Source organism: Pontiella sulfatireligans, assembly GCF_900890705.1.
Lineage (GTDB): Bacteria > Verrucomicrobiota > Kiritimatiellia > Kiritimatiellales > Pontiellaceae > Pontiella > Pontiella sulfatireligans.
This window is the reverse complement of sequence record NZ_CAAHFH010000002.1, coordinates 1,364,069-1,382,101: the sequence shown is the minus strand read 5'-3', so window position 1 is coordinate 1,382,101 and position 18,033 is coordinate 1,364,069. Positions and strand designations below refer to the sequence as shown.

Sequence of the window (18,033 nt, the reverse complement as noted above, 5' to 3'; positions counted from 1 at the left end):
CCGACCGCTTTCTTTGCGAACGTCCTTTGCACAAGAGTTCAGTAAGTATAGGGAGATGCTCATGAAAAGGTGTATTTGGTGTGTTGCAGCGGCATTGGCCGTTAATGTTTGTGCGGATGATTGGTTTATATGGCGCGGGCCGAATGCCAACGGTATTTCCAGTGAAACCGGCTGGAACCCGGAGAGCGCAAAAAAGATTTGGACCAAAGAGCTGGGTACGGGCTACTCCTCCGTCAGCATCAAGGACGGCAAGCTCTATACGATGGGCCACAACAAAGGCGAAGACACGGTCTTCTGCCTCGATGCCAAAACCGGTGCGCCGATCTGGGACTACACCTACGACTGCGAGACCGGCAAGTTCAAAGGGCCTCGGGCCACGCCGGTGGTCGATGGCGAAAACGTCTACACCGTCAGCCGCGCAGGCTTGGTGATCTGCCTCGACGTCGCATCGGGCAAGGTGAACTGGAAAACGGATGTCCTTTCCAAAACCGGTAATGAAAACAACCGGTGGGGCATCGCCTCGTCGGCCGTTGTTGAAGGCGATCTGATCCTGCTGAACATTGGCGACGCCGGAGTGGCGCTCAATAAAAACACGGGCAAGGTGGCCTGGAAAACCAAAGGCATGCCGAGCTATGCCTCCCCCGTTGTGTTCGACCACAAGGGCAAGCGCCTCGCCGCCATCTTTTCGGCGCCGGGCCTTCAGATTGTTAATGCCAAGACCGGCAAGAAAATCGACGATCTTGCATGGGAAACCAAATACAACATCAATGGTGCCGATCCGATGATGATCGGCGACCGGATTTTCATCTCCTCCGGCTACGACCGCGAATGCGCCATGCTCGATTTTTCAACGGGCAAGTTGAAGAAGCTCTGGAAAAGCGAAGTGATGAAAAACCAATTCAGCAGCAGCGTCTATATCGACGGCTACATCTATGGCGTCGACGGCCAGACCAAGAAAAAAGGCTTTCTTCGCTGCATCGACGCCGAGGACGGTTCCGAGCAGTGGAACATGCAGATTGGTTTTGGATCGCTGATTGCCGCCGGCGGGAAGCTGATTGCGCTGGGCGAAAAGGGCACGCTCTATTTTGCAGAAGCGACGCCGAAAAAATACAGCGAGATCTCGCAGATGGAAACCGGCCTCTCGCAACTCTGCTGGACGCCGCCCGTTCTCGCCAACGGCATTGTCTACTGCCGCAACGACAAGGGAACGCTTGTAGCGATCGATGTCGGCGAATAAAACCATCCTGATCTGCCAATGCGCCGAACGGCGCTTGCTCAACGTAGACGGAGCTTCCAGCTCCGTTTCGCTTGAAGAATGCATAGTTATTCCCGATCTCTGCAAAGCCGTCGCGGCAAAAGACCCCATTCTTGGAAACGGCTACTCCGAAATCCACGCCTGCCACCCGCGCGCGGTCCGGGCGCTCTTCGCGTTTTCCGGCCACCCGTTGCCGGAGTCGGTCGAGATCGTCAACCACCGCGATCCATCCAACCAGAAATCCATAAATCCAACCATCCAATCTGCCTCCGACCCCGCTTGGTTCCCGGTCATCGACTACGACCGCTGCACGAACTGTGGCCAGTGCTTTGAGTTTTGCCTGTTTGGGGTGTATGAAAAGGATGCCGACGGCAAAGTTTTGGTGGCCAATCCCGGCAGCTGCAAAAACAATTGTCCGGCCTGCGCGCGCATCTGCCCCGCAACCGCCATCATTTTCCCGAAAGTCGGCGAGTCGCCCATCAACGGCGCGGCGGTGTCCGACGAGGAACTCCGCAAGGCCAATGTAAAAATCAACGTCGATGAAATGCTCGGCGGCGATGTCTATGCCGCGCTCAACGCCCGCAAGCAAAAGCGCCGGTCCTTGCTGAATGAAAAGAAACTGGAGCATGCATTGGCGGAACGGAAAAAATGCTCGGAGAAAAAATCATGAGCGCCTCGTTGATGAAACGCCTGATGACCGAGCCCGACAAGCGGTTGCTTTGGAAGTTTGCCTATAACTTTGGCTACAAAGGGATGAGGTCGATTGAAAAGTTCCAGAAGCGCCTGAAGCGCGGCGACTATTTCCCCGCCTTCCTGTTCATCTCCGTCACCAACGCGTGCAATCTGGCGTGTCAGGGCTGCTGGGTGACGCAGTCGAACCCGCCGAAGCAGGTGGCGCCGGACACGCTCCACAATATGATCACCGAATGCAAGGCGCAGGGGTCGTATTTCTTCGGCATCCTTGGCGGCGAACCGCTGCTCTACGACGGCCTCTTTGATGTGTTTGAAAAGCATCCCGACTGCTATTTCCTGCTGTTCACCAACGGCACCATGATTACGGACGGCGTGGCCAAGGAAATGCGGCGCATCGGCAACATTAGCCCGCTCATCAGCATCGAGGGTCTGGAAGAGGTCAGCGACGTGCGGCGCGGCGGCGAGAGCGTCTACGAACAATCGCTGATGGGTTTGGCCAACTGCCGCGCCAACCGGCTCGTCACCGGCGTCTGCACCAGCGTCTGCAAATCGAATATCACCGATCTGGCCAACGAAAAGTTCGTGAACGACATTGCCGCGTTGGGCGCGCATTATCTGTGGTACTATATCTACCGCCCGGTCGGCCCCAATCCGACCCCCGAGCTGGCGCTCAATTCCGAGCAGGTCACGGAGTTGCGGCGCTTCATCGTCGATATCCGCCGCAATGCGCCGCTCATGGTGGTCGATGCCTATTGGGACGACCAGGGCCGCGCGCTTTGCCCGGCCGCCGTCGGTATCGCCAACCACATCAGCCCCGAAGGCTGGATCGAGCCCTGTCCGCCGCTCCAGTTTGCCAAGGAAAACATTGGCGACGGCACTGGGCTGTACGACATTTTCAACCAATCCGAATTTTTGGCCAAATTCCGCAGCATGTGCTGCAACACAACGCAGGGGTGCATCATCATGGAAAAGCCGGCCAAGCTGGCGGATTTCATCAGGGCGGAGGATGCGGTCGACAGTTCCGGGCGGGATGCGCTTCTGGCCGAGCTCGGACAAATGTGTGCGTGCGGCAGCCACCACCAGCCCGGCAAGGAAATACCCGAGCGCAGCTGGGCCTACCGGTTCGCCAAGAAAAACTGGTTCTTTGGATTTGGAGCATACGGATAATGGGATTGATCACTGACCGCTTGATTCGTTCGGCCGCATTTTCCCGCCAATTTTTGGAAGGCGATGCGCGCGACAAGATTGCCGGCTTTATTCTTAGCCGCCAAAACCGCGATGGCGGTTTCCAGGGCCGGGGGGCGGAATCCGACCTTTACTACACCATGTTTGCCGTAGCGGGGCTCAAGGCGCTCGGACACCCCATTCCCGCATTTAAGGTCTGGAAATATGCGCAGTCGTTTGGCGTTGGCCAGGACTTGGACCTGGTTCACCTGACGTGCTTGATTCGGTTGCGCATTGCGTTCCCAATGTTTAAAAAGGCGCGTAAAAAGCTGTTCAAAATGCTGGCACAGCATGGTGCAGACTCGGCCTACGACCTGTTCGTCAAGCTGCTGGCGGAGGACTATCTGCGCGAAGCGGATTTTCCTGAAACGCTGTTGCAGGTTCCGCTGACTGGTCCTACAACGAACATTGCCGCGGCGCTCATCATCAACCGCCGGTACGATAAAGAGGCCGAAGGCACGCTGATGAGCCGTTTTACCGAGGCGGGCGGATTTACCCCCACCACCGGCGTTGCCGAGCCGGATCTGCTTTCGACGGCGACGGCGGTTTTTGCGCTGGTGAATCAGGGGACGAACCTCGACGCCATCCAGAAGCCCTGCATTAAATATGCGGAATCCCTCTGGCGCGATAGCGGTGGTTTTGCCGGTCATGCGGCCGACGGGTTTGAAGATGTGGAATATACCTTTTATGCTCTGCTGACCATGGGATGCTTGATTCAATCGCTCGCCTCGGATTATGGAAACTCAACACGCACTCAATAAAGCTCGCGAAAGATTGCTGGCCGGGCTGCTGCCGGACGGGCGCTGGGAGGGAGAGTTGTCGAGCTCGGCGCTGGCCACGGCCGTGGCTTCGTTTGCGCTGAAGCTCGCGGGAAAAGCAGAGCTGGCCGAGCGCGGCTGCCAATGGCTGGAAAGCCACCGCAACGAAGACGGCGGCTGGGGCGACAGCCCGGAAAGCCCGAGCAATTTCACGGCGACCCTGCTTTGCCGGTGTGCGTTGGACATGGAAACCGGCGATCCGCAGAAACTGGCCGACGAAATTCTGCATTTCTACGGCGAAGACCGTACCTTCTCCGTTCCCATCCTGACCATGTGCATGCTGTCCGGAAAGCTGGGCGGCGATTGGTCGGCCATTCCGCAGCTGCCGTTCGAGTTGGCGGTTTTCCCGCACAAGTTCTACCGCTTCCTTAACCTGCCCGTCGTCAGTTATGCCCTGCCGGCGCTGATTGCCATCGGGCTGGTGCGGCATCAAAACAAACCTTCGCGTTGGGCGTTCTATCGCAACGGGCTGGTAAACCGCGTGCTCGAAATCCTGCGTCGCATCCAGCCGGAGAGCGGCGGCTTTCTGGAGGCCGCGCCGTTGTCCGGTTTCGTGGCGATGAGTTTGATTGGGGGGGGCTTCGGCGACCATCCCGTGACACAGGCGTGCTTGCGGTTTCTGGAAAACACCGTCCGCGACGACGGCAGCTGGCCGATCGACGTCAACCTGTCGACCTGGGTCACCTCGCTTTCCGTTCGCGCTTTGGAGGGCGATCTTTCCGACGAACAGCAAAACGCGATCCGCGACCATCTGCTGAAGACGCAGTGGACCGTGGAGCATCCCTTCACACACGCCGAGCCGGGAGGCTGGGGCTGGACCAACGAGCAGGGCGGGGTGCCCGATGCCGACGATACGGCGGCGGCGCTGATTGCGCTGCGCCAACTGGGTTGCGAGACGAAGGTGGCTGAAAATGGGCTGATGTGGCTGATGGAGCTGCAAAACCGCGACGGCGGCATGCCGACCTTCTGCCAGGGCTGGGGCAAGCTGCCGTTCGACCGCAGCTGTCCGGATCTGACGGCGCATGCCATACGCGCATGCATGGCATGGCGCGGCAAAATGGATTTTAACTTTTGGGCGGCGATGGAGGATTCCATCCAGCGGGGCCTCCAATATTTGGAAAAGCAGCAGCGGCCCGACGGCTCGTGGCTGCCGCTCTGGTTCGGCAACCAGTCGAACCCTAAAAATGAAAACCCCGTTTACGGCACTGTGCGCGTGCTCGAAGCCCTGGTTGAACTCGACGAATCCGAGTTTCCAAGGGCTGGAAATTTGAAACGGCGCGGTTTTCAATGGTTGGAAAGCGCACAGAACCCGGACGGCAGCTGGGGTAGTTCGGTCGAAGAGACCGCCTTGGCGGTTGGATTGACGGGTAAAGGCGTAGACAAATTACTCGAAATGACGGGCGACGGAACGCGATTTTTGGCTAGCCCGATAGGGTTGTATTTTGCGAGTCTTTGGTACTCGGAAAAGTTGTATCCGCTGATTTTTACAGTAAAGGCGCTGAAACGGTGTGCAACCAGACAGGAATTGGGCGATGAATGATTTTATCAAAGGAATCTGCCATTTCGGGCTTTCGGTGTCCGACCTTGACGAGTCGGTTCGTTTTTATAGTGAGGTGCTGGGCCTTGCCATGAGCGAGCGGCGCGAGAAAGATGCGTTTTTCCAGATTGGAACGGACGATGTGCTGGCACTGATTCAGTATCCGGATGGCGCGGCGCGGTTCGATGCCGAGATGCGGCCGCAGCATTGGGGCAAGGCGTTTACCCACTTTGGCTTCGCGGCGGATTCAGCCAAGACCGTGTTTGAGTTTCAGGAACACCTGAAAGCGCAGGGAGTGAAGATTGTGAAGGAAGCGTATGAGCGGTGGGACGGGGCGAGCCTCTATTTCCTCGATCCCAACGGCTATACGCTGGAATACATTTATTTTGACCCAAAAGGCGGTGAAAGATGAAATCGATGATTCTATGTTTGGCGGTTGGTGTTTCAATGGCGGCTGGCGCGGCGGATTGGCCGCAGTATGCAGGGCAAAACCGCGATAATGTTTCGGCCGAAACCGGGCTGGCCGGTTCGTGGCCTTCAAGCGGGCCGAAAGTGCTTTGGGAAACCAAGGTGTACGATGGCTATTCGGGCCCGTCCATCGTGGGAGGGAAAGCCTATCTGACCGACCGCGACGGCGACAGCAGCCTGTTGCGCTGTCTGGACATGAAATCGGGCAAGGAGCTTTGGAAGGTTTCGTTCGATGATCCGGGTGTGCTATCGAGCAAGAAATATGACGGCACGCGTGGCACCCCCACCATTTCCGATGGCGCCGCCTATCTGGTTACGAGCTACGGCACTTTCGTCTGCATCGACCTGAAAACAAAAAAGGTCAAGTGGAAGCATAGCCTGCCGAAGGATTATGACACCGAAGTGCACCAGTTCGGCATTGCCCAGTCTCCCTCCATTTATGGCAACATGATTCTCGTTGCGCCGAACACGGAAAAGGTGGGCGTGGCCGCGTACGATAAAAATTCAGGCGAACGCCTGTGGGTTTCGCCTCGCCTGGGCTACCACGCCTATATTTCCCCCCGGGTGCTGAACCTGTGCGGGCAGGACATGGTGGTGGCGATTGGCTCCGCCGAGAAAAAGGCGCGCAGCCGCGGCCGGAAAAAAAAGGACGAACCGGAGCCTGAAGCAAAGAAAGAATATGAACCATCGCACGTAGCCGGCCTGTCTCCAAAAACCGGGGAAATTCTCTGGGAGTACAACGGGTGGCATTGCCATGGAGCCATTCCCCATCCGGTTGAGATTCCCGGCAACCGGCTCTTCATCACCGGTGGCTATGACGCTGGATCAGCCATGATTCAGATTGCAAAAAAGGGCTCCGGATTCGAAGCGAAGGAACTCTATAAAACCGACGACGTCGGCTCGCAGCTGCACCAGCCGATTCTGATCGGCGACCACCTGTTCATCGGCAGCAACTCCAACAGCCGGAAAGACGGGCTGGCCTCGTTCACCCTCGACGGCAAGCTGGAGTGGCGCACCAAGGATATCGACGATGCGCCCAACTTTGAGCGCGGCTCGTTCATCATGGCCGACGGCAAGCTGGTCTACCTCGACGGCAAGAGCGGCATCCTTTATCTGCTGAAGGCCGACCCGGTCAAGTACACGCAGCTCGCCTCCGCCAAGATGGTGGAAGAAAACGTCATGGCCTGGGCGCCGCTCGCACTCTCCGACGGCAAGCTGCTCGTCCGCGACTGGAACACCCTCAAGTGCGTTGATTTAAGGTAATGGAAAAAACGAAGCCAGAATACGGCGTTCCCGCAGAACGGGCGCAGCGCAGCGAAGTAGAGCAGGCGGTTGCCGACTACGCCGCGGCCAACCGCCTTGTGCCTCCGCTCTCCATGGAGGAGCTGCGCGACCATGCTGCTCTCCTGACTCCTGACTCCTCGCTTCTGGATTACGTCATGGTGCTGCTTAACAACGAAGTGTGGCACGACACCGTGGCCTCCATTCCTTACAGTCGCCGCCTGCTGCTGCTGCCGCAATGCCTGCGCAATTTCACCGACTGCCCCGCGCAGCTCGATGAATTCGGCCTGCTGTGCGAAGAGTGTGGGCGGTGCAGCATCGGCGAACTGCAGGCGCTGGCCGAAGACCTCGGCTATGTTGTGCTCGTGGCCGAAGGCTCCACCGTGGTGTCCAAGCTGCTCGAAGGCGGCAAGGTTGATGCCGTGGTCGGGGTCAGTTGCCTGAACGCACTCGAAAAATCATTTCCGCATATGGCCGACGGCGCCATTCCCGGACTCGCCATTCCGCTTACGGTCGACGGCTGCGTCAACACGGAAATGGATATCGATCATGTCCGCGCAGCCATTCGGCTTAAATCTTCCAAGCCGTGGAAAAACCAGGTCGACACCGAAACCATTCGCGAAACCGTGGACGGCTGGTTTGCGGCTTCCAACGATTGGAACGCAGAAACCGCAACAGAACGCATTGCCTATGACTGGCTGCTGAAGGACGGCAAGCGCTGGCGGCCGTTCCTGTTGGCCTGCACCTACAGCGCGCTCAACGAAGGCACGACGGACTTCCCCGATGATGTCCGCCGTCTGGCCATTGCCGTGGAATGTTTTCATAAAGCGTCGTTGGCCCACGACGACATTGAGGATGACGATGACCTGCGCTACGGCGAGCCGACGCTCCACAAGCAGTATGGCGTTCCCGTTGCGCTCAACGCCGGCGATCTGCTGGTGGGCGAGGGCTACCGTTGGATTGCTTCGGTAGAATCCCGCACCGCCGAGCTGGTGCGCATCGCCGCTGAAAATCATCGCACCCTCTGCGTGGGGCAGGGCGAGGAGCTTTACGGGATTTCACAGAACCAGGCGTTCAGCGCCGACCAAATCATCGAAATCTTCCGCCACAAGACCGCACCGGCCTTTGGCGTATCGCTATTGCTCGGTGCAGTGGCGGCGGGCGGGGGCGAGGATCTGCTCGAAACGCTGCAGGCTTTCAGCGAGTCGCTCGGCGTCGCCTACCAAATCCGCGACGATCTTGAAGAATACAAAGCCGGCGAAGCAAAAGACCTGCGCGCTTCGATGCTGCTGGCGCTGGCCAACGACTTGGTTAAGACTGAGGGGTCAGTCCCGTATTCTAGTAATTACGAGATTACGGGACTGACCCCTCAGTTGCGCAACCAGCTTGACGAGTTGATGGTGGTGGAAAAGGCCGCGCAATTATTGGAGCATTACAAGAACGAAGCCGTGCGCGAGCTCAACCCGTTGCAGAACGCCATGCTGAAAACCCTGCTGCGCCGCGTGGCCTCTAAAATGCTGGATGGAAGTTGAACAAGAAATTAACCAGTTTAGCTGTGGCCGTGCCCGTCGTCGTTCTTTGTTCGGTGGCGGCTTTGCTCATGTTGTCGAAGTGGTTTGCGGCTGACGCTCCTTCCGCGCTGGTGCGCAGCGTGCCCGGCATGGATGGCGGCCCGCCGCAGTCCGAGCGCGATGCCTCCGGGGATCTCGATGTAGAGCTTGCCGGAACGCTCGAAACCTTTTCCGGCACGCCGTCCGATCTGCCCGGCAGCTGGCCGCGCTTTCGAGGCGCGGACTTCGACAACATTTGCAAAGCCGGAGTGAAGCTGGCCAATAGCTGGCCCGAAGCCGGGCCTGAAATTCTCTGGTCGGTCGAACTCGGCGAAGGCCACGCCGCGCCCGCCGTGCTTGACGGTTGCGTCTATCTCTTCGACTATGACGAGGCCAAGCGCGCGGATGCCCTGCGCAGCTTTTCACTCAAAGACGGCCAGGAAATCTGGCGGCGCTCCTACGGATTGCCGGCGAAGCGCAATCACGGTCTGTCGCGCACCATTCCGGCCGTTACCGAAGACTGTATCGTAACCGTTGGCCCGCGCTGCCACGTCTCCTGCGTCGAAACCAAAACCGGCAAGTTCCGCTGGGGCATTGACCTGCAACAGGAGTACGGCGCCAGCGAGCCGCTCTGGTTCACCGGCCAGTGCCCGCTCATCGACAACGGCCTCGCGATTCTCGCGCCCGCCGGCCCCGATGCGCTGCTGATGGCGGTCGACTGCAAAACCGGAGCCGTGGTTTGGCAGACGCCGAATCCCAAAGGCTGGAAAATGTCGCACTCGTCCATTATGCCGCTCACGCTTCTCGGCGAAGAAATGTATGTTTATGCGGCCGTCGGCGGGATGGCCGGTATTTCCAAAGGGGGTAAGCTGCTGTGGGACATCCCATGGAGCGCCTCGGTGATTGCGCCGTCGCCACTCACCGTGCCTGGCAATAAAATATTCATCACCGCCGGTTATGGCTCCGGCAGCTTGATGGTGCAAATCGATAAAACGGCCGACGGCTATGCGGCAAAAGAGATCACGAAAAATGGCCCGAAGGATTGGCTCGCCTGCGAGCAGCAGACGCCGATCCTGTTCGACGGCCTGCTCTACGGAATTATGCCAAAGGACGGTGGCGCGCTGAAGCAGCAGTTTGTCTGCTACGATCCCGGCAGCAGCGAGCTCGTCTGGTCCAGCGGCAAAACCGCGCGCTTCGGCCTCGGCCCATTCTTCCTGGCCGATGGCAAGTTTTTCATTCTCGACGACGACGGAACCTTGACCATGCTGAACCAAAGCAAGTCCGGCTACGAGCCGCTCGCCCAGTACAAGGTGCTCGACGGCCACGACGCCTGGGGCCCCATCGCCCTTGCCGGAACCCGCATGCTCCTGCGCGACTCCACCCGGATGGTCTGTATCGAAGTGGGGGAAGGGAAATGAAGGACAAGGTATGTAGTACCGCCTTTAGGCGGAATTCGGCAGAGCGGACTATGCACGCGCAACCGCCTAAAGGCGGGACTACAAACCCTTACAAGGTGACGCAATGAAACCAGCTGTAAAGAACTGGATCTGGTTCATTCTAATCATGGCGCTGATTCTGGGCCTGGGTTTTTACATTGGCCAAAGCCGGCGCGCGGAGCTGGGCAAGAGCTTTAACTATTCGCTCGATGAATACCGCTTCGTCGATCCCGCGTTGATCACATACACGGAGCTGGAGCCGATGGTTCCAACCATTGGAAACATTGTTTCGCTGGCCATCGGCCCCGCCGGAAAAATTTATGTGGGCGGCGAAAACGCCATTGAGGTGGTTGGCGGTAAAAAACTTCTAACCGTTGGAACGCCGAGCTGCATCGCGGTCGATGGTGCCGGTTCCGTTTTTGTCGGCATGCAGGATCATGTCGAAGTGTTTTCCTCGGATGGGAAAAAGGCGGTTTGGCCGTCGCCCGGCGAAAAGGCCTATCTCACTTCCATCGCGGTGGACGAGTGGTATGTCTATGCGGCCGATGCCGGAAGCCGCCGCGTTTGGCGCTACAGCAAAGACGGCGGCAAGCCGTTGGAGATCGGGAAAAAGGATTGGGCCAACGGCGTGCGCGGCTTCGTTATTCCCAGCCCGTTTTTTGATCTGGCGATTAGCCGGAGCGATGGGTCGCTATGGACGGCCAACCCCGGCCATCACGCGTTGGAAAACTACCGCCCCGATGGCATGCCGCTTTCAAAGTGGGAAAACGCCGGGTTCAATATTGAAGGGTTCAGCGGCTGCTGCAATCCGTCGCATTTTGCGTTGATGCCCGACGGCGCATTCGTCACGGCCGAGAAGGGGCTGCCCCGCGTCAAAATTCATAACGTCGACGGTTCGCTGCGCTGCGTGGTCGCAGCGCCGGATCAATTTGAAGAGGGCGTTAGCGGACTCGATGTGGCGGCCGGCGATGACGGACGCATCTATGTGCTCGATCCAAGCAAAAACCAGGTTCGTGTATTCGAGGAAAAGAAATGAAGCCGATGAATCGACAGGAGTTGTTGAAAGGGTGCGCCCGAGGCGGTGTGCTGGCGGGCATCGTTGGACTTTGCGCTGTACTGGCATCGCGCGAGGAAAAGTTCGTGTGCAGCGACCGTTGCGGCAAGTGCGTAAAATTTGAAAATGGAAAATGCGGGTTGGGACTGAAATGAAGCCGGAAGAAAACAGAGGCAGGCGAAACTTTGTCCGCGGCGCGGCGGCGGTACTGATTGGCGGGACGGTGCTCTCGGCCGGCCGGAACCGGTCGCCCAAGCTGGTGTGGCAGATCGATCCGGAAAAATGCACGCAGTGCGGGCGGTGCGCCACGCATTGCGTCCTCGCGCCGTCGGCGGTGAAATGCTTTCATTCCTATTCCATCTGCGGCTACTGCGACCTTTGCGGCGGCTACCTCCGCCCCGACGCCAAGGGGCGCAACACCGGCGCGGAAAACCAGCTCTGTCCGGTGGGCGCCATCAAGCGCACCTATATCGAGGATCCCTACTATCAATACAAGATCGACGAGGATCTGTGCATCGGCTGCGGCATCTGCGTCAAAGGCTGCGACGTCTTCGGCAACGGCTCTTTGTATTTGCAGGTGAAGCACGACCTGTGCGTCAACTGCAACGAATGCGCCATCGCCCATGCCTGCCCGTCCGATGCCTTCAAGCGCGTCCCCGCCTCCGAGCCCTATCTCCTCAAATCTGATCTGGAACGGAGGATTTCGTGAAGCGGTATGTAGTCCCGCCTTTAGGCGGTTTCTCTCGAGCGGGTTCTCTTTGGACGAGCCGCCTAAAGGCGGTACTACATACCTTGGCATACGTGTTCTTGTTCTGCGGCGTAGCGAATGCGGAGTTCCGCTTTCCGATGCCGGAGTTTGCTTCGGGCTATGAGCACCCGGCGGTGCATACGCCGATTCCGTCGAATGCGATGGTCGGGTGGGATGTTGCGGTGCTGATTGCAGCGCTGGCGCTCGCGAGCTTTCTCGTGTTGAAGCGACGCAAGCGCCGCGAAATATTTTTGCTCACGATGTTCTCGATGATCTATTTCGGCTTTGTGCGAAACGGCTGCGTCTGTTCGGTGGGTTCGGTGCAGAATGTGATGGCCGGCATCTGTGATCCAGCGTATGGCGTGCCGCTCACGGTGCTGATCTTTTTTGCCGCGCCGCTTATCTTTGCGCTGCTCTTCGGCCGCGTTTTTTGTGCCGCGGTTTGTCCGCTCGGTGCGATTCAGGAAGCGGTGGCCATCAAACCGGTCAAAGTGCCGCCGGCCGTTGAAAAAGTGCTCTCTGTTTTCCCGTACATCTATCTTGGCCTCGCGATGCTTTCCGTGGCGATGGGCTCGGGCTTCCTCATTTGCCAATACGATCCGTTCGTCGGCGTCTTCCGCATGGGGGCGAGCTTCAGCATGCTGATCTTTGGCGGCATCATGCTGGTGCTGGGCATCTTTGTGGCGCGGCCGTATTGCCGTTTTCTCTGCCCCTACGGCGTGTTGCTCAACTGGTGCTCCAAGCTGTCGCGCCGCCACGCGGTCATCACCCCGACCGACTGCATCCAGTGTGGCCTCTGCGCCGATTCCTGCCCCTACAACGCGATCAATGAACCCACGCCCGCCGAAGCGCCCGAAGCGCGCAGCAAAGGAGCGTGGCGGTTGGGCGTCTTGATTCTGCTGCTGCCGGTATTGACCGCATTGGGCTTTGGCGTCGGGGGCCTGTTGAAGGAGCCGCTATCGCGGCTGCATCCGACGGTGCAGCTGGCCGAGCGCATTGCCGGCGAAGAGCTTGGGCGCTACGAAGGCACCAATATTGAGTCCGAAGCATTCCGCGCTTCCGACACACCGAATGAGGAACTCTATGCGGAGGCCGTGGAACTTAAGGCCGGCTACGGGCGAGGCGGCCGGTGGCTGGGCGCGTTTATTGGTTTGGTGATTGGATGCAAGCTGATCTCGGTTTCCATCCTGCGGAAGCGCGAAGGCTACGAGCCTGATCGCGGCACCTGCTACAGCTGCGGGCGTTGCTTTAAATATTGTCCGGTGAAGGAATGAATTGATGAATGAATTCAAACAAAGACCCGTTTTGGGATTGATCGCGCAGAGTGTGGCGTTGGTGGCGGCGTTGCTGGTGCTGGTGGTTTCGGTGCTGCTGATTGCCGACCATGTACGCTTGCTGCAAATGGATCCGCTGAACGATCCAACGCTGCTGGAGCTGCGCGACCAACTGGCCAACACGACCGACGGCAGCGAAGCGGTGGTGGAGCAGATCCGCACCTACGACTTCTATGCCCGGCGCGCCTTTTTTGGCAATCAGGAGCAGCGTCGTGCGGGCGGTGCGCTACTACTCGTCGGGGCGCTTGTTTGTTTTGCGGCTCTCAAACTTTCAAAGCATTGGAAACCGCGGCTTCCTACGGTCGGCAAACCGGATACGCCCAGCCATTGGGAGATGAACAACTTGTTCCGCCAGCTGATGGCCGGCACGGCCGTGTTTCTCGTTGCGCTCTCGCTGTTTCTCGCCTTCGCCGTGCAGAGCGATTTAGCCATGGTGCTTGAACAGTCGGTTGAGCAGGCAGAGATGCCTGCTCCACATGTGGCGCAGGCATCCTTGCCTGTGCCAGCCGAAGAACTGAAATCCAACTGGCCGGCGCTGCGCGGGCCGGGCGGCCTTGGCGTGGCACACTTTACCTCTGCCCCGGTCAGTTGGGATGTGGAGAGCGGCGACGGTGTGCTTTGGAAAAGTGAAATTCCTGTCTTTGGATTCAACTCGCCGATCGTTTGGGGCAACCGCGTTTTCATGTCGGGCGCCGATGAAGAAGGGCAGGAGGTGTTCTGCTTTGATGCCGATACGGGAGAGGAGCTTTGGTTGAAGACGATCGTCTCCACCGTTGAGTTGCCTGAAGTTTCGGAGGACACGGGCCATGCCGCGCCGACGATGGCCACCGATGGCACGCGCGTTTTTGCCATTTTTGCATCGGGCGAGTTGGCGGCGCTCGATCTGGACGGCAATCTCGTTTGGCAAAAGAATCTGGGTGTGCCGGAAAACCCCTATGGCATGGGTTCTTCGCTGCTCAGCGACGGCCAGCGGCTGTTTGTGCAGTATGACCACGAGGAACTGCAAAAGGTGATGGCCTTCGACTGCGCCACCGGCAAGCCGGCTTGGCAGACGGCCCGCCACCATATTTCCTGGTCGACCCCTGCGCTGATCGAAACCGAGGCCGGCCCGCAGCTTATTCTCAACGACGAAGAAAACGTGACGGCCTATGATCCCGCCACGGGCAAGCAGCTATGGACGGTCACGTGCCTCGGTGGCGAGGTGGCGCCGTCGCCCGCCTTCAACGGCAAAGACATTGTGTTTGTGGCGAATGAATATGCCCAAGCCAGCGCGCTGAAGCTGAACGGCGGCACGCCGGAGATTCTTTGGCAATACGATGAATATTTGCCTGAAATCTCCAGTCCCGTTGCGGGGTCTAACCTGTTTTTCATCAGCACCTCGGCCGGAGACATGATCTGCCTCGACGCGGCGACCGGCGATGTGAAATGGGAGCAGGAGTTTGACGACGGGTTCAGTTCGTCGCCCGTGCTCGTGGGCGACCGCATTTATTCGATCGACCTCGGAGGCATCGTGTACATCATGGAAGCGACGGACGAGTATAAGGAGATCGCAAGGATTGAAATGGGCGAGGCCGTCTACGCCACTCCCGCCTTCATGGACAACCGCATCTACATCCGCGGGGAAGAATACCTCTACTGCATTGGAAAATAGATATGACCGCAAAGACGCGAAGACGCAAAGGGAGGACGAAATGACGCAAACAACTGAACGGCAGGAAGAATTAGTAAAATTGTTTATTGATGCGGCGATAGAAGTTCACCGTGAGCTCGGGCCAGGGTATGACGAGGCGGTCTACGAAAACGCGTTGGCCGTTGAAATGGAATTGCGAGGCATTCCGTTTGAAAGACAAAAGATCATTGAGGTGTTCTACAAAGGGGTGGGTGTCGGGGAAGGGCGATTGGATTTATTCTTGGGAGGAGAGGTCGTTGTCGAACTGAAGGCAGTCGATCAGTTGAATCAAAAACACATGGCGCAGGTGATTTCATATTTGAAGGCAACAAAGAAGCCTTTGGGACTACTGGTCAACTTCCATGAGTTCCTCCTGAAAAGAGGCTTGAAGCGAATCATCTACTCATGAATACGGATGACCGTAAAGAAGCTAAGACGCAAAGAATTAAAACCTTCGTGTCTTTGCGTCTTCGCGGTCAATAAAATCTGATGAATGACGAAATAGACATTTTAGAAGTCGATCGAATCGTCGAAAGCATCGGGCGCGATAGCGCGTCGGTGATTCCGGTGCTGCAGGCGATGCAGAAGACGTTTAAGTTTTTGCCGGAAGCGGCACTGCGCCGCGTCTGCGAAATTTCGGACATCACCCCCGCGCAGATCGAAGGCGTGGCATCGTTCTTTTCGCAGTTCCGTCGCTCGCCGGTCGGCAAGCATATGATCAGCGTCTGCGACGGCACAGCCTGCCATGTGAAAGGTTCCGAGGCGGTGTATTATTCCGTTTTGAAAGATCTTGGGATCAAGGATGGCGATACGGATGCGGACGGCCTCTTTACCGTCCAGAAGGTGGCGTGCCTGGGGTGCTGTACTTTGGCGCCGGCGGTGCAGATCGACGAGACGACCTATGGGCATGTGCGCACGGATACCGTCTCGGACATGATCACCGACTTTATTGAAAACGAAGCCAATCGCATTCCTCGAAAATTCCAAGGATTGGAAGACGGCATTTCCATGGGCGAGGTGCGCGTCGGCCTGGGCTCTTGTTGCGTGGCCGGCGGCAGCGCCAAGATTCGCGAGGCGTTGGAGGAGGAGCTGGAGTCGCTGAAGTGCAAGGTCGACATCAAGCCGGTCGGCTGCGTAGGCATGTGCCACCGCACGCCGCTGGTGGAAGTCGTTATTCCCGGCGAGGAGCCCGTGCTTTATGCCAAGGTGAAGCCGGAGGATATTCCTGAAATCGTTGAACGTCATTTTTGGTCCGACAGCCCGTTCATCAAGGTTCGCGCGGCGACGGAAAGATGGCTGAAAAAACTCTACACCGACGAGGCTCGCAATGTGCCCGATCGCTATTCCATTAATGTTCGCGACGAACCTGTTGCGGATTTCCTCAGCCGCCAGAAGCACATCGCCACCGAACACGGCGGGGTTCTGAATCCGTCGGACATGGAGGAATACAAACGCCTCGGCGGCTTCAAGGCCATTAAGGATGTCTTCTTCAAAAACGATCCGGGCGGGTTGATTTCAACGATTGATAAAAGCGGGCTTCGCGGTCGCGGCGGTGGCGGATTCCCGACCGGCAAAAAATGGGATATTGTCCGCAAGGCGCCGGGCGAAAAGAAATATATCGTGGCCAACGGCGACGAAGGCGATCCCGGCGCGTTCATGGACCGGATGATCATGGAGTCGTATCCGTACCGGGTGATTGAAGGGATGCTCATCGCCTCCTTCGCTGTGGGCGCAACGGAGGGCGTGCTTTATGTTCGAGCGGAATATCCGCTGGCGGTGAAGCGCATCCGTCAGGCGCTGGCCGACATGGAGGCGGCCGGACTGCTGGGCGATAATATTATGGGCAGTGGCCACTCGCTCTCGCTCAAGATTTTTGAAGGGGCGGGCGCATTTGTGTGCGGCGAAGAGTCGGCGTTGATCGCCTCGTTGGAAGGGCGGCGCGGCATGCCGAACTACCGTCCGCCGTTCCCAGCCGAGAAGGGGCTGAACGGATGCCCGACGCTGGTGAACAACGCCGAGACGTTTTCGGTGCTGCCGTGGATCATCCGCAACGGCGCCGAAGAATTTGCCAAACTTGGCACCGACCGAAGCAAAGGCACAAAGGTGTTTTCGTTGGCGGGCAAGGTTGAACGCGGCGGGCTGATCGAGGTGCCGATGGGCATCACCATTCGCGAGGTGGTCGAGCAGATCGGCGGCGGCGTGGCCGATGGCCGCACCTTCAAGGCGGTACAGATCGGCGGTCCGTCCGGCGGTTGCATCCCCGCGTCGCTCGGCGATACGACGGTGGACTTCGAAGCGCTGAGCGAGGTGGGCGCGATGATGGGGTCGGGCGGCTTTGTGGTGCTCGACGACCGCGACTGCATGGTGGAGATGGCGCGCTATTTCCTTTCGTTCACGCAGAGTGAATCGTGCGGCAAGTGCACGCCGTGCCGCGTTGGTACCAAGCGCATGCTCGAAATCCTGACGCGGCTGTGCAAGGGGCAGGGCAAGCAAGGCGATATTGAAAAGCTGGAGCAGCTGGCGAAGACGGTCAAGGGGCAGAGCCTATGCGGCCTCGGCAAGACCGCGCCGAATCCGGTGCTGACCACCATCAAATATTTCCGCGAGGAGTTTGAGGCGCATATCGAAGGGCGCTGCCCAGCGGGCAAGTGCGCCAAGCTGATAACCTATTCCATCACCGACGACTGCATCGGCTGCGCCAAGTGCGCGGCCGAATGCCCGGTCGATGCGATCAGCGGCGAACCGTATTCTGTTTTTGAAATTGATCCGGAGCTATGCGTCCGGTGCGACAACTGCCGGCAAATCTGCCCGGTGGATGCTGTGGTGGTGGAATGAATGTAATGACCGCAAAGACGCTAAGAAATAGTTTGCTGATAGTGGCCAGTTTCTATGCAGGTGGCGATGAGGTTTTTGCTAAATAGAAGTTGATTGGTAATTTGCAATAAAAGCGAAGCTGAAACATAGCG

General features: G+C 58.2%; 16 protein-coding genes. All 16 read left to right on the top strand.

From position 1 onward, the window contains the following. Nucleotides 1-61 precede the first annotated feature (61 nt). Entirely contained in the window at nt 62-1,237 is a 1,176-nt protein-coding gene (locus tag SCARR_RS18830) for a PQQ-binding-like beta-propeller repeat protein (protein WP_168433435.1), read from the top strand. Beyond that, on the top strand, nt 1,224-1,925 hold the full coding sequence (locus SCARR_RS18825; RefSeq protein WP_136063200.1) for a 4Fe-4S dicluster domain-containing protein: 702 nt from the start codon (nt 1,224-1,226) through the stop codon (nt 1,923-1,925). Before SCARR_RS18830 ends, SCARR_RS18825 begins: the two co-directional genes overlap by 14 nt. Further along, a complete protein-coding gene (locus SCARR_RS18820; protein ID WP_136063199.1) occupies nt 1,922-3,115 on the top strand; it encodes a radical SAM protein in 1,194 nt (397 codons plus the stop codon). Before SCARR_RS18825 ends, SCARR_RS18820 begins: the two co-directional genes overlap by 4 nt. After that, nucleotides 3,115-3,933, top strand: a complete 819-nt coding sequence (locus SCARR_RS18815; RefSeq protein WP_136063198.1) for a prenyltransferase/squalene oxidase repeat-containing protein — start codon at nt 3,115-3,117, stop codon at nt 3,931-3,933. Before SCARR_RS18820 ends, SCARR_RS18815 begins: the two co-directional genes overlap by 1 nt. Then, the gene (locus tag SCARR_RS18810; RefSeq protein ID WP_136063197.1) at nt 3,908-5,530 is read left to right on the top strand and encodes a prenyltransferase/squalene oxidase repeat-containing protein; all 1,623 of its coding nucleotides are present in this window, start codon (nt 3,908-3,910) and stop codon (nt 5,528-5,530) included. Before SCARR_RS18815 ends, SCARR_RS18810 begins: the two co-directional genes overlap by 26 nt. After that, on the top strand, nt 5,523-5,939 hold the full coding sequence (locus tag SCARR_RS18805) for a VOC family protein (protein WP_136063196.1): 417 nt from the start codon (nt 5,523-5,525) through the stop codon (nt 5,937-5,939). Before SCARR_RS18810 ends, SCARR_RS18805 begins: the two co-directional genes overlap by 8 nt. Further along, the gene (locus tag SCARR_RS18800; RefSeq protein ID WP_136063195.1) at nt 5,936-7,258 is read left to right on the top strand and encodes an outer membrane protein assembly factor BamB family protein; all 1,323 of its coding nucleotides are present in this window, start codon (nt 5,936-5,938) and stop codon (nt 7,256-7,258) included. Before SCARR_RS18805 ends, SCARR_RS18800 begins: the two co-directional genes overlap by 4 nt. Next, nucleotides 7,258-8,808: a polyprenyl synthetase family protein gene (locus SCARR_RS18795; RefSeq protein ID WP_136063194.1), complete on the top strand. Its 1,551-nt coding sequence runs from the start codon at nt 7,258-7,260 to the stop codon at nt 8,806-8,808. Before SCARR_RS18800 ends, SCARR_RS18795 begins: the two co-directional genes overlap by 1 nt. After that, nucleotides 8,805-10,244 carry an outer membrane protein assembly factor BamB family protein gene (locus tag SCARR_RS18790; protein ID WP_136063193.1) on the top strand — a complete coding sequence of 480 codons (1,440 nt, stop codon included), beginning with the start codon at nt 8,805-8,807 and terminating at the stop codon, nt 10,242-10,244. The genes SCARR_RS18795 and SCARR_RS18790 overlap by 4 nt, the downstream gene beginning before the upstream one ends. A 103-nt stretch (nt 10,245-10,347) precedes the next feature. After that, entirely contained in the window at nt 10,348-11,298 is a 951-nt protein-coding gene (locus SCARR_RS18785; RefSeq protein WP_136063192.1) for an NHL repeat-containing protein, read from the top strand. Further along, entirely contained in the window at nt 11,295-11,471 is a 177-nt protein-coding gene (locus tag SCARR_RS28310; RefSeq protein WP_168433434.1) for a hypothetical protein, read from the top strand. The genes SCARR_RS18785 and SCARR_RS28310 overlap by 4 nt, the downstream gene beginning before the upstream one ends. Further along, on the top strand, nt 11,468-12,025 hold the full coding sequence (locus SCARR_RS18780; protein WP_222846365.1) for a 4Fe-4S binding protein: 558 nt from the start codon (nt 11,468-11,470) through the stop codon (nt 12,023-12,025). The genes SCARR_RS28310 and SCARR_RS18780 overlap by 4 nt, the downstream gene beginning before the upstream one ends. 92 nt (nt 12,026-12,117) lie before the next feature. Next, the gene (locus SCARR_RS18775; RefSeq protein ID WP_246044508.1) at nt 12,118-13,338 is read left to right on the top strand and encodes a 4Fe-4S binding protein; all 1,221 of its coding nucleotides are present in this window, start codon (nt 12,118-12,120) and stop codon (nt 13,336-13,338) included. 4 nt (nt 13,339-13,342) lie between these two features. Further along, nucleotides 13,343-15,049, top strand: a complete 1,707-nt coding sequence (locus SCARR_RS18770) for an outer membrane protein assembly factor BamB family protein (RefSeq protein WP_136063189.1) — start codon at nt 13,343-13,345, stop codon at nt 15,047-15,049. A 40-nt stretch (nt 15,050-15,089) separates the two neighbouring features. Next, complete coding sequence (locus tag SCARR_RS18765) at nt 15,090-15,476, top strand: GxxExxY protein (protein WP_136063188.1); 387 nt, start codon at nt 15,090-15,092, stop codon at nt 15,474-15,476. Nucleotides 15,477-15,556: 80 nt separating this feature from the next. Further along, on the top strand, nt 15,557-17,902 hold the full coding sequence (gene nuoE, locus SCARR_RS18760) for an NADH-quinone oxidoreductase subunit NuoE (protein ID WP_136063187.1): 2,346 nt from the start codon (nt 15,557-15,559) through the stop codon (nt 17,900-17,902). Nucleotides 17,903-18,033: the final 131 nt, after the last annotated feature.

Bases quoted from the DNA above. Each gene is read 5' to 3' on its own strand.
- SCARR_RS18765 (WP_136063188.1), top strand. From the start codon at position 15,090: ATGACGCAAACAACTGAACGGCAGGAAGAATTAGTAAAATTGTTTATT.
- SCARR_RS18805 (WP_136063196.1), top strand. From the start codon at position 5,523: ATGAATGATTTTATCAAAGGAATCTGCCATTTCGGGCTTTCGGTGTCC.
- SCARR_RS18815 (WP_136063198.1), top strand. From the start codon at position 3,115: ATGGGATTGATCACTGACCGCTTGATTCGTTCGGCCGCATTTTCCCGC.
- SCARR_RS18795 (WP_136063194.1), top strand. From the start codon at position 7,258: ATGGAAAAAACGAAGCCAGAATACGGCGTTCCCGCAGAACGGGCGCAG.
- SCARR_RS18785 (WP_136063192.1), top strand. From the start codon at position 10,348: ATGAAACCAGCTGTAAAGAACTGGATCTGGTTCATTCTAATCATGGCG.
- SCARR_RS18810 (WP_136063197.1), top strand. From the start codon at position 3,908: ATGGAAACTCAACACGCACTCAATAAAGCTCGCGAAAGATTGCTGGCC.
- SCARR_RS18825 (WP_136063200.1), top strand. From the start codon at position 1,224: ATGTCGGCGAATAAAACCATCCTGATCTGCCAATGCGCCGAACGGCGC.
- SCARR_RS28310 (WP_168433434.1), top strand. From the start codon at position 11,295: ATGAAGCCGATGAATCGACAGGAGTTGTTGAAAGGGTGCGCCCGAGGC.
- SCARR_RS18800 (WP_136063195.1), top strand. From the start codon at position 5,936: ATGAAATCGATGATTCTATGTTTGGCGGTTGGTGTTTCAATGGCGGCT.
- SCARR_RS18830 (WP_168433435.1), top strand. From the start codon at position 62: ATGAAAAGGTGTATTTGGTGTGTTGCAGCGGCATTGGCCGTTAATGTT.
- SCARR_RS18770 (WP_136063189.1), top strand. From the start codon at position 13,343: ATGAATGAATTCAAACAAAGACCCGTTTTGGGATTGATCGCGCAGAGT.
- SCARR_RS18820 (WP_136063199.1), top strand. From the start codon at position 1,922: ATGAGCGCCTCGTTGATGAAACGCCTGATGACCGAGCCCGACAAGCGG.
- SCARR_RS18780 (WP_222846365.1), top strand. From the start codon at position 11,468: ATGAAGCCGGAAGAAAACAGAGGCAGGCGAAACTTTGTCCGCGGCGCG.
- nuoE (WP_136063187.1), top strand. From the start codon at position 15,557: ATGAATGACGAAATAGACATTTTAGAAGTCGATCGAATCGTCGAAAGC.